Below are 13,414 nucleotides of genomic sequence, written 5' to 3'. Positions count from 1 at the left end.
CGCCCGCCCCGGGTGCTGGCGGTGGTTGTTTCCATCCGACGAGAAAGGTAGGGCCCGCGCTTCTACTCGCAAGGTCGAGTGGAAGGCCAGCATCGAGGTCCACGGGACCAGTGCACGTCCGGACCCGCCCCTCCCTACATTCGATTATGTCCTGGAAGGAACTGCTCCTCGGGAAGCCCATCCCGAACGACGAGGCGGAGGAGGAGAAGATCGGTCCGTTGACGGGAATACCCGTCCTTGGGCTCGATGCGCTCGCGTCGGCGGCGTATGGGCCGGAGGCCGCGCTCACCATCCTGCTCGTGCTGGGGACCGGTGGGATTCGCTACATCGGCCCGCTCGTCATCGTCATCGCGGCGCTCCTGCTGATCGTTCAGTTCTCCTACCGGCAGACGATCGCCGCCTACCCTGACGGAGGGGGCTCCTATTCGGTGGCCCGGGCGAACCTCGGGACGAAGCCGGCGCTGCTTGCCGCCGCGGCGCTGGCGCTCGACTACGTGCTCAACGTGGCGGTGGCCATCTCCGCGGGAGTGGGTGCCCTGGTGTCCGCGGTCCCCGTGCTCTTCCCCCACATGCTCGCGCTGTGCCTGGTGCTGCTCGGGTTGCTCACGCTGGTGAACCTGCGGGGCGTGCGCACCGCGGGCATGCTCTTCATGCTCCCGACGTACCTGTTCGTCGCCTGTCTGGGTATCACCATCGTGGTGGGACTGGTGAAGCTCGTTGGCTCGGCGGGGCATCCGACTCCCGTCGTACCGCCGCCACGGCTTCCGGCCGGGACGGCCACGGTGAGCCTCTGGCTGCTCATGCGTGCGTTCGCGAGCGGGTGCACCGCGATGACGGGCGTGGAGGCGGTCAGCAATGGCGTCCCCCTCTTCCGGGAGCCTCGGGTCCAGGGTGCCCAGCGCACCCTCTCGAGCATCGTGGGAACCCTGGTCTTGCTCCTGGCGGGGGTGGCGCTGATGTGCCACGCCTACGGCATCGGCGCGACGCCTCCTGGCCAGGCGGGCTTCCAGAGCGTCCTGTCCCAGATGGTCTCCGCCGTCATGGGGCGCGGGGTGTTCTACTACGTCACCATCGCGGCCATCGTCGCCGTCCTGTGCCTGTCGGCCAACACGAGCTTCGCGGACTTCCCACGCCTGTGCCGCGTGCTGGCGCTCGACGGCAATCTTCCCGCCTCCTTCGCTCACTCCGGCCGCCGCCTGGTGTTTTCGACCGGCATCATCATCCTCTCCCTGTTGGCGGGTGTGCTGCTGGTGGTCTTCGGCGGCGTGACGGACCACCTCATCCCGCTGTTCGCCGTGGGGGCCTTCCTGGCCTTCACCCTCTCGCAGCTCGGGATGGTCGCCCACTGGCGCAAGAGCACCGCTCCCCGTGCGAGGCACTACCGCGTGGTGAACGGGACCGGCGCGGTGGCCACGGCCCTGACGCTGGGAGTGGTGGCGGTGTCGAAGTTCCTCGAGGGGGCCTGGCTGACCTTCGTGTTCATCCCCCTGGCGTATGCGCTGTTCCGCGCCAACCGCCGCCATTACGTGAAGGTGGCGCGGGCCACCGAAACGCACCAGCCGATGAGGGTGACTCCTGTTACCGCGCCCGTGGTGGTGGTTCCCATCAAGCGTCTGGACCTCGTGGCGGAGAAGGGCCTTCAGTTCGCGCTCTCGATCTCTCCCGAGGTCTACGTCGTCCAGGTCCACGCGCAGCCGCAGGAGAGTGAGGAGATCGGCTCGAACTGGAAGAGCCTGGTGGAAGCGCCCCTCCGGGCCGCGGGGCTCCCGGTGCCGAAGCTGGTGGTGCTCGCGTCGACGTACCGCCAGGTGATCGACCCGCTCCTCGGCTATGTCCGCAAGCTCGCCGGGCAGCATCCGGACAGGTTCATCGCCGTGCTCGTGCCGGAGCTCATCGAGCACCGGTGGTACCACTACCTCCTGCGCAGCCACACGGCCACCCTGCTGAAGATGATGCTCCTGTTCCGAGGCGGGCCGCGGGTCGTGGTCATCAACGCGCCCTGGTATTTGCGAGAACGAAGACGCCATGGCGCGGGTGCCGCCACTCGTAGGCCGGAGTCGTCGCTCCGAGGCCTCCGATTCCGGAAGCAGGCCTCTGACTCTCCGTGAAGGTGGATCCGGGGGCCTGTCCCCCGGGCAGCCTGCTCGGCTAGCGTGAGGGCGTGTTTGTCCCGGTGTTCCTGCTCGCTTCCTCGCTGTGTGCCACTCCACCGGAGCGCGTGGAGCTCGTCTTCGGGGGCGATGTCATCCCCCATGGCGAGGTGAAGGAGGCCGCGGCGGACCACGACCGCACCGACCCGGGGGATGCCGGTCCGGCCCGCTCGGCGAACCATGAAGGCTGGGACCATGTCTTCGCCCCCATCGCCGACACGCTGCGCTCCGCCGATGTCGCCATGGTGAACCTGGAGACGCCCGTCAGCGGGGACCCTCGTGCCCGAACCGGCCCCCTCCTCTTCGACGCGCCGCCCGCCCTGTTGCACGCGCTGGCCAACGCGGGGGTGGACGTGGTGTCGCTCGCCAACAACCACGCCTTCGACCAGCGCCGGGCGGGCATCCCCTTGACCTGGGCGCACCTGGCCGAGGCGGGCATCCAGGGCGTCGGCTCGGGCCCCTCCGAGGCCGCCGCGTGGGAGCCCCTCATCGTCGAGAAGCACGGGATGCGGATCGGCTTCCTGTCCATCACCCGGTGGTTGAACGGCGCCCGCAACCCGATGGACCCGGATGTTTCTCCCCAGGTGGCCTTCGTGCCCTACGCCTCGAAGGAGCCCCGGAAGAGCGGCCTGTCCCCCGAGTCGGCCGCGGAGCTGGTGCGCGCCGCGGCCCGCCGCTGTGACGCGCTCATCGTCGCCATCCACTGGGGGACCGAGTACTCGCACACGCCGCACCCGGAGGACCGGAAGCTGGCCCGGGCCCTCGTGGAGGCCGGTGCGCTCGCCATCATCGGCCACCATCCCCACGTGCTGCAGCCCATCGAGTCGTACCGCACCACCTCCGGGCGCAACGCGCTCGTCGCCTTCTCGCTGGGCAACCTCCTCGCGAACCAGGGCCGGGGCTTCATCCACGGCCGGCACATGGAGGAGGAAGGCCGGAAGCGCGACTCGCTGCTGCTGCGGCTCTCACTCTCTCGCCCCGAGCCGGGCGCGCCCGTGTCGCTGGAGGACATGTCCGTCCTGCCGGTGTGGATCGACAACAACCACTACGTCGCGTCCGGCAAGCGCAATGTGCCGCGCCACATCGGGCCCATGCTCCTCGACGAGGAGGTGCGGACCCTCCACGAGCGGCTCCTGGCGCTCACGTCGCGGGCCGACCTGCCGCCGCGCGAGCTCCGTCAGGAGCGCACCGCGCTCGAGCGCCGGCTGGACCTGGCCCGGAGCCGGCGCGAGGTCATCCTCCAGATTGCCCTGCCTCCCGGCCCCGGCGTGGCCCCGGTGGAGTCCGGCAGGCGCCGGGTGGGTGAGACCTCGGGCTGAGGAGCCCCCGCGGGTGTGCCCTGGCTGCCGGGAAGGACATGAGACGCCCTGGTGATTCCGCAAGTCCCTAGGCGCGGGTTGGCCTCTCGGGTAATGTCCTCCAACGTCTCTTTGGACGTCAGGCACCATGGCATCGAAACGCACCCCTCCGCCCACTTCGCAGCAGCGCATGGATGACAAGCTGGCCCTTGCCCTGGGGGCAGCGGCGCGCGCCGCCCGGCTGCGCGCGGGGCTCACCCAGGCGGAAGCGGCCGAGAAGGTCGGTCTGGCCCCAGGCGTCTACGGCCGTATCGAGCGCGGAGGCATGATGCCCAGTGTCCCCACGCTCCGACGGCTGAGCATCGTCCTGAAGATTCCCTCGGACACGCTGCTGAGTCTGAGCCACTCGGAGGTGACGGCCTGGGTGGACTCGCTGCCGGCCCGGGACGAGCGGCCACCGGACCTGAGGCGGCTCGCGCGCTCGTTGCGCAACCTGTCTCCGGCCCAGCTCAAGGTGCTCAACGTCATCGCCACCGCGCTCACGCGCTGAGCTCCGCGTCGGGTGAGCCTGTCCCACCCGATGGGAGAGGTCGGCCTATTTCCAGAAGCCCGCGTGCACCTCACGGGCCTCCGGCAGCTCCACGGGACCCACCACTTCCGTGGGCTCGGAGCCGCGGGCGAAGACCTCGCGGCAGGACATGCGGAGTGCGGGCGCGGAGGGGTGGATGAGCTGGCCCAGCTGCTCGGAGGAGAGCGCGAAGACGACACGCCGCACGCCGCCCCAGAAGATGGCGCCCGCGCACATGGCGCAGGGCTCGGTGCTGGCGTAGAGGGTGCAGTCCGCGAGCAGCTCGGGGGCATAGCGCTGCGTGGCCTCGCGCATGAGGTTGGACTCCGCGTGACCGGTGCAGTCGCGCGTCGTCTCCACGGTGTTCTCCCCCTCCAGGAGGACCTTGCCCCCCACGTCCACCAGCACCGAGCCGAAGGGATGGTCTCCCCGGGCGCGGGCCTTGCGCGCCAGGTCGATGGAGTGCATCAGGTGTTGTAGCTCTTCCGGGCGCATGTGCTCTCTCCGATGTGTGGGGGGTGGTTCAGGGTAGCGAGTCCAGGCCGGCGAGGAGCCGGTCGATGTCCTCGAGCGTGTTGTAATGCAGCAGCGACACGCGCACCGCTCCTTCGGGCATGAGCCCCAGTCAAGGAGGAGGTCATGACCCGCGCAGCATAGCGCCGTGGCGGCAGCGGCCGCCGTGTCCCCCCGTTTCGAGCGGAACACCGCGCGCCTCACCGTGAAGTGAGGCGCGCACCTCCGGGGACGCGTCAGCTCTGCGGCGCGACGGAGGCGGTGGGCTGGCCCGACTTCTTCCAGCCCAGCAGGCCGTCGGGCAGCACGCTCACGTCGGTGTAGCCGGCCTCGAGCGCCTTCTCCGCAGCGGCGTGGCTGGCCTTGCACTGGGTGTTGGCGCAGTAGAAGACGAGCTTGGAGTCCTTGGTGGCCGGCAGCTCCTTGGCCACGTCGTACTTCTGGAAGTGGGTGAGGAGCACGGCGCCGGGGATGATGCCGTTCTGCTTGCGGAAGTCGGCGCCGTTGGCGTCGAGCACCGTCACCTTCTTCTCCTTCTGCAGGCTGGCCACCTGGGTGATGGTGACATCCTTCACGGCGGACTTGCTGGCGGCGTGCGTCGCCTTGTCACCCGAGCAGGACTCACCCTCACCGGCGAGCACGACGGGAGCGGCGAGGGTGGCGGCAACGAGGACGGCGCCGAGGAGCTTCTTCGACATGGGGTACGACCTCCGGTGGGAAGGGGGACGGCCCGGGAACAACGCCTCACGCGGCGCTTGATTCCGCTCGCCCACGTGAATCACCCCTTCTCCCCGCGAAGACCCGGGCCGCGGTGACGTCCGCCCCGGGTCTTCATGCCGCTCCTGGAAAAATGCAGTGACGCCGTGTCAGTGCAGGGAGGGGCCGGACTCGTCCAGGCTCACCTTCTCGCTCTCTCCCGGGCGGAACGGCTCGCCGGTGAGGACGCTCTTCACGAAGCCGACGAGCTGCACCATGCGCTTGTTGGGCGTGTCCCAGAACTCGGCCTTGTTCACCGTGACGCACAGCAGCGCGAGCTCGGGGTCGTCCAGGCCCTGGGGGAACCAGGCCTTGAGGGTGGGGTTCCACAGCTCGCGCGCCTTGTCCTTGTCGCGCACCAGGCGGGCCACGCCGCTCACCGACACGTAGCGCTCCCTGCCCGGCTCCGCGTAGGAGAGGTTGACGTGGTGGTCCCGCTCCACCTCACCCACCTTGGGCGAGTGCTCGCGGGTGAAGAACCACAGCTCGCCGTCGAAGGCTCGATCGTGCGTCCACATGGGACGGCTGTGCAGGGTGCCGTCCTCCTCGACCGTCGTCATCATCGCGACCTTGATGCCGTGGATGAGCTCGCTCAGGTGCGCGATGGGGTCCTTCTTCTCCGTCTTCTTCGTGGCCATGCCTGCCTCCCGTGTGCTCACGGTAAGCAGGGCGCACGTGTGTGGCAGGCACGCGGATGCCGCCCCCTCGTCCGCTCGCCCGAGGGACATGGCGGAATCTGCGTTGCGTTCAAGACAACACAAGGGACGTCGTGTGTTGCGTCCAATGCAACACAATGGGCTGCGTTCCACGGGCTATAGACGGGGTTCTTGAACTCCGAGAACGGCTCTCTTCGACGGCGAGAAACGTCATCGGATTGCTCTTGTACGCAGAGTGTTGGCGCCGTCGTGCTTGTCGTGCGGTGGTGCTTCTTCTCTCTCCGCGTGTCTGTGCAGACAGGCATCAGCCATGTACGCTGCACACAGTTTTCTTCGCGGCGAAGGCCGCAATCTCGGACAAGGGGGCTCTGTATGGCTGGCATCCTCGGCATGGATGGCTTGTCCACGGCGCAGGTCCAAGAAGAGTTGCGCCGCGGTGGCAGGTTTGTCGTCTTTGAGTACTGCGTCTCCTTCTTCGTCACGACGCTGAGGCGCTCGTCGGACGTGTATTTCGTCCGCGCGGGGCAGGGCACGTTCAGCCTGAGTCTGGGCTACACCCTGTTGTCGCTCCTGCTCGGGTGGTGGGGGATTCCCTGGGGCTTCATCTACACACCGCTGTGCCTCGCCACGAACCTGCTCGGAGGCAAGGACGTGACGGAGATGGTGGTGCCCTCGTTGCTCGCACCCCGGTACGATCCCAGCCTGGGGTACTAGCCAGGCCCCGGGCACCCGGCGGTGCGGGTCTCAGTGCACCGCTTCCCACGAGAAGTGGGACATGAAGATGGAGCGCCGCCCGAGGTGGTAGGTGAGCGCGAAGTCCGCATAGTCGTAGGCGCCCGGCCTCGGGAGCTGGAAGCTCCGGCCCGCGGAGAGTTGCGCGCAGGAGGCCACCAGCGCCATGTGCGTGAAGGCCTGGGGGAAGTTGCCGAGGGCCTCGCCCGTGCCCGGCACCGCCTCCTCCGCGTAGAGGCCCACGTCGTTGGCCAGGCTCAGCAGGTGCCGCAGCAATTCCTCCGCCTCCTCCGTCCTCCCCGAGTGCACCAGCACGTCGTGCAGCCAGAAGGAGCACAGCAGGAAGGTGCCCTCTCCGCCGCTCAGGCCATCCGGTGCGTGGTAGCGGTAGAGGAGCCCTCCCTTCTCCAGCCGCGCGCGCACATGCTCCACGGTGTGGCTCACCAGCGGATGGGCCGAGGGGAGGAAGCCCAGCGCGGGAAGTTGCAACACCGAGGCGTCCGCCCTGTCCGAGCCCTCGGATTGGGGGAACCACCCCAGGCGTGTGCCCTCGCGCAGCAGGTACTCCCGGAGCAGGGCCCGTTCGCGCGCCCAGCGCCCCACCGGTGCCGGGAGCCGCCGCGCCCGCGCGATGCGGATGGCCCTGTCCAGCGCCACCCAGCACAGCAGCTTCGAGTGGATGAAGTGTCGGGGCGTGTCGCGGATCTCCCACAACCCCTGATCCGGCTGGCGCCAGCGCATGCAGACGTCATCCACCAGGCCGCGCAGGAAGTCCCAGTTCTTCTGCGACATCCTCCCGCCCATCTTCGAGAAGAGCCACGCTCCTTCCAGCATCTCCCCGAAGACGTCGAGCTGGAGCTGCTTCACCGCCCCGTTGCCGGCGCGCACCGGCCGGGAGCTCTGGTGGCCCTCCAGGTGGGACAGCTCCACCTCTGGCAGCAGCCGGTGGCCACGGATGCTGTACATGATTTGAACGTCGTCGGCGCGTCCCGCGCTGGTGCGCTCCAGCCAGTGTTGGAAGGCGAGCGTCTCTTCCTGGTAGCCCAGCAGCATCAGCGAGATGAGCGTGAGCGTCGTGTCGCGCAGCCAGGTGTAGCGGTAGTCCCAGTTGCGCACGCCCCCCGGCTCCTCGGGGAGGGACGTGGTGGGGGCCGCCACGATGGCTCCCGAGGGCGCGTACGTGAGCGCCTTGAGCACCAGCGCCGAGCGGCGCACCGCCTGCGTGTAATCGCCCTCGTAGGCGCAGTGGGAGATCCACTCGCGCCAGAAGGCCACCGTGTCCTCCAGCCGCCGGCGCAGCGTCGCGAGGTCCGGCATCTCCGCGGGGGTGCGCTCGACGAGCGAGGGCGTCCAGGCCGCCTCCACCCAGGCCTCGTCCCCGGCGCGCAGGTGCCAGCGCGCGCGCAGGGCGTTGTCATGCGCCGTCAGCGGGCGCGTGGCCGTCACCCACAGTGCGTCCGCACCGCCCACCAGTTCAGCCGTCTGGCGCGAGGTGAGGCGGATGCGCGGCACGAAGGACCCGTACTCGAAGCGCGGCGACACCACCACGCGCGCATCCACCCGCCCGCTGACGCAGCGCAGCCTCCGCAACAGCGAGTGCCGCGCCCCCACGCGGGAGCTTTGGGCGAGGCCGGTACGGATGGGCATGCAGTCCGTCACCTCCAGCACGCCCGTTGGCGTGGTGAAGGTGGTGACGAGCACGTTGGTGTCGTCGATGTACCGGCGCCTGGACTGGAACGGGCCGTCCGGGCTCACCCGGAAGGAGCCGCCGCGGCGGAGGTCCAGGATGCGGCAGAACACCGCGGGCGAGTCGAACCGGGGGAAGCAGGCCCAGTCGATGGAGCCATCCCGGCCCACGAGGGCCGCGGAGTGGCAGTCGCCCAGCAAGGCGTAGTCGTCGATCCGCTGCCGCATCGCGTCTCCCGAGGCCGCTCCAAGACCTGGGGCCTCCTTCGTCATTGAGTATGGGAGGACGCCGTTGCAACCATGCGCGGGGCGTGGCCAGTACAGGTGTGCCTCGTTCCCTGGCGAGAGGGCGGGCGTCAGGTTCCTCGGGTACCCTGCGTCCCGGCGCACATGAAAGCTGAACGCATCTTCATTCCTACCCCCTCCGCCCCCGCTTCTCTCTGCTGGTGTGGCGACGGGCTCGTCGACTGGGTCTCCGGGGGCTGCTTCTACGGTCTGGACGGAAGCACCGCCGACCCCCACGTCCGCTACGCCTACCGCTTCGACAGCGCGGTGATGTCCCAGGATGGCCGGTACGCCGTCCTCTACGAGAAGCTCGGCACGAAGGGGCTCCTGCTCCACCAGGGCAAGGTGCTCCGCGAGCTCAACCGCAGCTTCTACCACGCCACCACCTACGAGTATCCCGTCGCCCTGGTGACCCTGCCGAGCGGCCGCACGCTCCTGGCCCACTGCCCCGACGAGTACTGCTGCCTGGAGCTCGAGGACGCCGAGACGGGCGAGCGGCTCACCCGGCGGGACAGCTCCTCCCCTGACTTCTTCCACTCCCGGCTCCAGTTCAGCCGCGATGGCCGCTACCTGGTCAGCGCGGGGTGGATCTGGCATCCCGTCGACGCGGCGTCCGTCTTCGACGTGGCTCGCGCGCTCGAACAGCCCCAGTCGTTGGACGAGCCCCAGGCCCTGGCGCTGGATGACTCGTTCCTGGAGTTCCACTCCGCGGCCTTCGGCGAGCGGGACACGCTGGTCCTCGAGTGCACGGGCCTGGACGGTGAAGGGACTCCCTTCTCGGATGGACAGCCCGCGGACACGGCACGCCTCGCGGTGTACTCGCTCTCCGAGCGCCGCTTCCTGTCCATGGCCCCCCTGGAGGCGCCCGCGGGGACCTTGATGGCGATGGGCGGGTACGCGGTGGGCTTCTACGAGCACCCCAAGCTCTTCGAGCTCGCGACCGGCCGCGTCCTGGAGCGCTGGCCCGAGCTCGATACGGGCCGTCAGGGCAGTAGCATCATCCGCCACCTCCCGCCCCTGCCGCCGCTCGCGCTGGACCCCGCCGGCCGCCGCTTCGCCGTGGGGACGGACAAGGGCATCGAGGTCGTCCGCTTCACCCCGGAGTAACTCCGCCGTGTGCCTGGGCGAGCAGCCGGCGCGTGGCCTCGTGCCGGGGAGTGTCCAGCACCTGCTCCGGGGGGCCCATCTCCACGAGGTGGCCCTCGTCCAGCACCATCACCACCTCGGCGGCCCGTGCGAGCTGCACGTCGTGCGTCACCACGAGCTGCGTCATGCCCAGTGAGCCCACGCGGCGCAGTGTCTCCACCACCTCGCGCCGCAGCGACGGGTCCAACGCGCTCGTCGGCTCGTCATACAGCAGCACCGCGGGCTCCATGGCCAGTGCCCTCGCGATGGCCACGCGTTGCCGCTGTCCTCCGGAGAGCATCTCCGGCCAGGCGTCCAGTTGCTCTCCCAGCCCCAGCTCCCCCAGCAGCTTGCGCGCGCGCGCCTCCGCCTCGGCCCGCGAGCGCTTCGCCACCAGCCGCTGCGCCAGCGTGCAGTTGCCCAGCGCCGTCAGGTGGGGGAAGAGCTCGAAGGACTGGAACACCAGCCCCGCCTGTCCCCCCAGGTGGATGGCGCCCGAGTCCGGCCGCTCCAGGCCCACGATGCAGCGCAGCAGTGTGGACTTCCCCGAGCCGCTCGGCCCGAGGATGGCCGCCAGCCGGCCCTTCTCCAGGGTGAAGGACACGCCGTCCAGGGTGGCCGAGGCCGCTCCGGGGAAGCGCTTGCGCACGTCCTCGACGCGAATCATCGCACCACCCCCTTCAGGTGACGGCCGAGCCGCGCCTCCACCGTGCGCGCCAGGTGCGCGAAGGGCAGACCAATCAGCAGATAGATGCTGGCCACCACGAGCCCCAGGCCCAGGTGGTCGCGCATGGCGTTGGCGAGGTTGAGGTACGTGCGCGTGAGCTCGGTGAGCGTCACCAGCGACACCAGCGAGCTGTCCTTGAGCAGTGCGATGAAGTCATTCGTCATCGGCGGAAGCGAGATGCGCACGGCCTGGGGCATCACCACGTGCCGCAGCGTCTGCCACCGCGACAGGCCGAGCACCTTTGCCGCCTCGTGCTGGCCCACGGGCACGCTGGACAGTCCGGCCCGGTAGTTCTCCGCCTCGGCCGCCGCGTAGTTGAGTCCCAGCGTCAGCACGCCCGCAGCCAGGGGATTCAACCGCAACCCGAGCTGCGGCAGTCCGAAGTACACCAGGGTGAGCTGCACCAGCAGGGGCGTGCCGCGCACCACCTCGATGTAGGCCGTGGCCAGCCAGCGCAGGGGCCTGGGGCCGTAGACGCGCGTCACCGCGAGCACCACGCCCACTCCCACCGCCAGCGCCATCGACAGCAGCGATACGCCCAGCGTCATCAGCGCCCCGCGGGCGAACAGCACCAGGGTGCTCGGGTAGCGCTCCCTCACGCGCTCGAAGAAGGGCGGCGTCCTTCCCACCGAGGCCCTCCAGGACTCGTACTGCTCCGGCACACCATGGGGGCTCGGGTTCGGGTCTCCCAGCAGCTCCGCCGTCTCGGCGTTCCACAGGCCCCAGCGCTCATAGATGGCCCGCAGCGCGCCCTCGCGCGCCAGTTCCTCCAGCGCCACGTCGAGCGCGTGCCGCAGCTCGTCCTCGCCCTTGCGCACCGCCACCGCGTAGTGCACTTCACCGAAGGTGCCCGGCACCACCTCCAGGTCCGGGTCGATGGCGCCGTAGTACCGGGTGATGGGCTCGTCCAACAGCACCGCGTCCGTCCGGCCCAGCCTCAGGTCCGCGTAGATTTCGTCCTGGCCTCCCTCGTACGTCTTCACCTGGGCCCCCTCGCGGCGCAGGATGCGCTCGGCCAGCGAGCCGGGGAGTGTGCCCACTGGACGGCCCTTCACCTGGCTCAGCGAATGGGGCGCACGCGCGTCTCCCCGGCGGATCGTGAGCCGCTCGGCGGCCGCGTAGTAGGGACGCGACAGGTCGCAGACGCGCTTTTTCTCCTCGGCCACCTCGATGCCGTTGAGCGCCACGTCGAAGTCTCCGCGCGCCAGCAGCTCCAGCAGCGAGTCCCACGGGCCGAGCACCGGCCGTGCGCGCACGCCCAGTTTTCCGGCGAGCGCCTCGGCCAGGTCCACCTCGAAGCCGACGAGGCGGTTGGGGTCCATTGGGTCCTGGAAGACGTAGGGGGCACCGCCTTGAGCGTCGGCGCCCCACAACAACTCGCCGCGGGCCCTCACCGCCGCGAGCCCGTGGGGCCCGGCGGCGGGAGTCTCCTGCGCGAAGGTTGGCAGACAACAGAGGACGAGGCCGAGGAACAGGGCTCTGGTCAGTGTCGGGTCCCTCCCATGGGCAAGCGTAAAGCGGGCGGGAGTGTAACCCCCTTTCGCGGCGCGCGCAGGCAACCGCTCAATCGTCGACGCCGCTGGAGCGCTGAGGCTGGGGCGCGGGGTCCGGCACCTTCCACACCAGCGGCGTGAGCGAGCCCACCAACACGAACAGCACCTGCATCGCATGGGCGAGCAGCGCGATGGACATGGCCTTGGCCGTGGTGGTGCCGAAAATCTTGGCGGACAGCGCGAAGGCCCCGTCGCTCACGCCGAACTGTCCCGGAACCAGCGAGCCCACCGCGAGCGCCACCATGTTGAGTCCCTGCGCGACGAGGGCCTGCACCGCCCGTGTGTCGATGCCCACCGCCACCGCCAGGGTTCCGTACTGCACCACCTGGATCGCGCGGCCGAGGAAGGTGGCCACGATGGGCCGGGCCGGCAGCAACCGGTCGCGGCGCGCCGACTCCTGGAAGGTCTCGGTGTGCGGGGCCAGACGGTGGCAGCGGCACTTCAACCACGCCCCGAGTCTGCGCGCCCGCATGCCCGCGCGCATCCCCGTGCCCACGAGCACCAGCACCACGGTGTGCACGCCGAGCGCCAGCGTCAACCACGAGGCCCCCGTCAGCACGTACGCCGCCAGCGCGCAGGGAATGGAGCTGAGGCCCCCCGATACCAGGGAGGCCGCCTGGGACGTGGCCGCCGCCGCCGTCGCCGTGGCGCCTCCCGTGTAGCGGCTGAGCAGCGCCGCCTTCATCGCCTCGCCCGCGGTCCGCCCCGCCGGCGCCAGGCTGGCCACCGTCGTGCTGATGAGCTGCGCGCGGAGCATGGCGCGGAAGGGCACCTCCCGGGCCCGGCTGCCGTACGCCACCCACGTGGCCAGCGCGTCCAGTGACAGGCGCGCTGCCTCGAGCAGGAGCACCAGGGGCAGCCAGGGGGCCGCCCGCGACAACACCTCCTCCAACTCCTTGGCACCCACGTCCCGGATGAGCAGGACGAGCACGCCCAGCCCCAGCACCGCGAACGCAGGACGTAGCACCGCCTGGAGCCTTGCCCGCACGGGCCTGTGCACCGTCGTGGGGATGCTCACGGTGGGCACCTGCCTCGAGGGCCTCGTCAAGGGCACCCCCGGGGGGATCCGCAGGCTCAATTCCTGTCGCTCGCTGCCCACCGTCCGCCTCCTCCCGCCGCGCGATCCGCGGATGCCCGTTAAGGTGGGCAGTGCTCCTCCACGTGGCGAGCGTGTCTCCTGCTCGCTCCGTTGCCTGGCTTGGAGGTTTCGGGCGCTCGTTCATGAGCGGACAGTGAGGGGGGACCAGAGTCCAGGGATGGCGCCTGGCGCGGTGTTGAATGCAAGGCCCCCACCCTGGGAAGGAACGTGATAGGGGCACGCGCTCTGCCCGCGGGAAGTCCCCGGGAGGGATGGTGGGCCGCATG

At 69.9% G+C, this 13,414-nt stretch carries 12 protein-coding genes; 5 read left to right on the top strand and 7 right to left on the bottom strand.

The features are described 5' to 3' along the window. Positions 1-146 precede the first annotated feature (146 nt). The 3 genes from DAT35_RS04715 (at position 147) to DAT35_RS04705 (ending at position 3,998) form a co-directional block, all read left to right on the top strand. Positions 147-2,108, top strand: coding sequence for an APC family permease (locus DAT35_RS04715; protein WP_108065710.1), 1,962 nt, complete (start codon positions 147-149; stop codon positions 2,106-2,108). A 65-nt stretch (positions 2,109-2,173) separates the two neighbouring features. Then, positions 2,174-3,469 carry a CapA family protein gene (locus tag DAT35_RS04710; RefSeq protein WP_233261303.1) on the top strand — a complete coding sequence of 432 codons (1,296 nt, stop codon included), beginning with the start codon at positions 2,174-2,176 and terminating at the stop codon, positions 3,467-3,469. 127 nt (positions 3,470-3,596) lie between these two features. Next, positions 3,597-3,998: a helix-turn-helix transcriptional regulator gene (locus DAT35_RS04705; protein ID WP_108065708.1), complete on the top strand. Its 402-nt coding sequence runs from the start codon at positions 3,597-3,599 to the stop codon at positions 3,996-3,998. Positions 3,999-4,043: 45 nt separating this feature from the next. On the opposite strand, the gene DAT35_RS04700 is transcribed toward DAT35_RS04705, so the two are convergent. The 3 genes from DAT35_RS04700 to DAT35_RS04690 all read right to left on the bottom strand — a co-directional run bounded on the left by DAT35_RS04700 (position 4,044) and on the right by DAT35_RS04690 (position 5,923). Beyond that, positions 4,044-4,511 carry a nucleoside deaminase gene (locus DAT35_RS04700; RefSeq protein WP_108065707.1) on the bottom strand — a complete coding sequence of 156 codons (468 nt, stop codon included), beginning with the start codon at positions 4,509-4,511 and terminating at the stop codon, positions 4,044-4,046. Between the two features lie 254 nt (positions 4,512-4,765). Further along, positions 4,766-5,227, bottom strand: a complete 462-nt coding sequence (locus DAT35_RS04695) for a rhodanese-like domain-containing protein (protein ID WP_108065706.1) — start codon at positions 5,225-5,227, stop codon at positions 4,766-4,768. A gap of 168 nt (positions 5,228-5,395) precedes the next feature. Beyond that, a complete protein-coding gene (locus tag DAT35_RS04690) occupies positions 5,396-5,923 on the bottom strand; it encodes a pyridoxamine 5'-phosphate oxidase family protein (protein WP_108065705.1) in 528 nt (175 codons plus the stop codon). 390 nt (positions 5,924-6,313) lie between these two features. Between DAT35_RS04690 and DAT35_RS04685 the strand changes: the two genes are divergently transcribed. Beyond that, positions 6,314-6,655, top strand: coding sequence for a hypothetical protein (locus tag DAT35_RS04685; RefSeq protein ID WP_108065704.1), 342 nt, complete (start codon positions 6,314-6,316; stop codon positions 6,653-6,655). A gap of 30 nt (positions 6,656-6,685) precedes the next feature. On the opposite strand, the gene DAT35_RS04680 is transcribed toward DAT35_RS04685, so the two are convergent. Next, on the bottom strand, positions 6,686-8,587 hold the full coding sequence (locus DAT35_RS04680) for a glycoside hydrolase family 15 protein (protein WP_158501549.1): 1,902 nt from the start codon (positions 8,585-8,587) through the stop codon (positions 6,686-6,688). Between the two features lie 162 nt (positions 8,588-8,749). Between DAT35_RS04680 and DAT35_RS04675 the strand changes: the two genes are divergently transcribed. Further along, a complete protein-coding gene (locus DAT35_RS04675) occupies positions 8,750-9,751 on the top strand; it encodes a hypothetical protein (RefSeq protein ID WP_108065702.1) in 1,002 nt (333 codons plus the stop codon). Here the strand turns inward: DAT35_RS04675 and DAT35_RS04670 are convergent. From DAT35_RS04670 to DAT35_RS04660, 3 genes are all read right to left on the bottom strand, one after another. Then, the gene (locus DAT35_RS04670; protein WP_108065701.1) at positions 9,738-10,436 is read right to left on the bottom strand and encodes an amino acid ABC transporter ATP-binding protein; all 699 of its coding nucleotides are present in this window, start codon (positions 10,434-10,436) and stop codon (positions 9,738-9,740) included. The two genes, DAT35_RS04675 and DAT35_RS04670, sit on opposite strands and share 14 nt — an antisense overlap. Beyond that, positions 10,433-11,944: an ABC transporter substrate-binding protein/permease gene (locus DAT35_RS04665; RefSeq protein ID WP_255415151.1), complete on the bottom strand. Its 1,512-nt coding sequence runs from the start codon at positions 11,942-11,944 to the stop codon at positions 10,433-10,435. The genes DAT35_RS04670 and DAT35_RS04665 overlap by 4 nt, the downstream gene beginning before the upstream one ends. Before the next feature lie 115 nt (positions 11,945-12,059). Continuing rightward, positions 12,060-13,067, bottom strand: a complete 1,008-nt coding sequence (locus tag DAT35_RS04660; protein ID WP_233261302.1) for a lysylphosphatidylglycerol synthase transmembrane domain-containing protein — start codon at positions 13,065-13,067, stop codon at positions 12,060-12,062. Positions 13,068-13,414: the final 347 nt, after the last annotated feature.

The sequence above is a fragment of the Vitiosangium sp. GDMCC 1.1324 genome (assembly GCF_003044305.1).
Classification (GTDB): Bacteria; Myxococcota; Myxococcia; order Myxococcales; family Myxococcaceae; genus Archangium.
The sequence above is the reverse complement of the archived record's forward strand: the minus strand, read 5'-3'. Positions and strand labels throughout refer to the sequence as shown.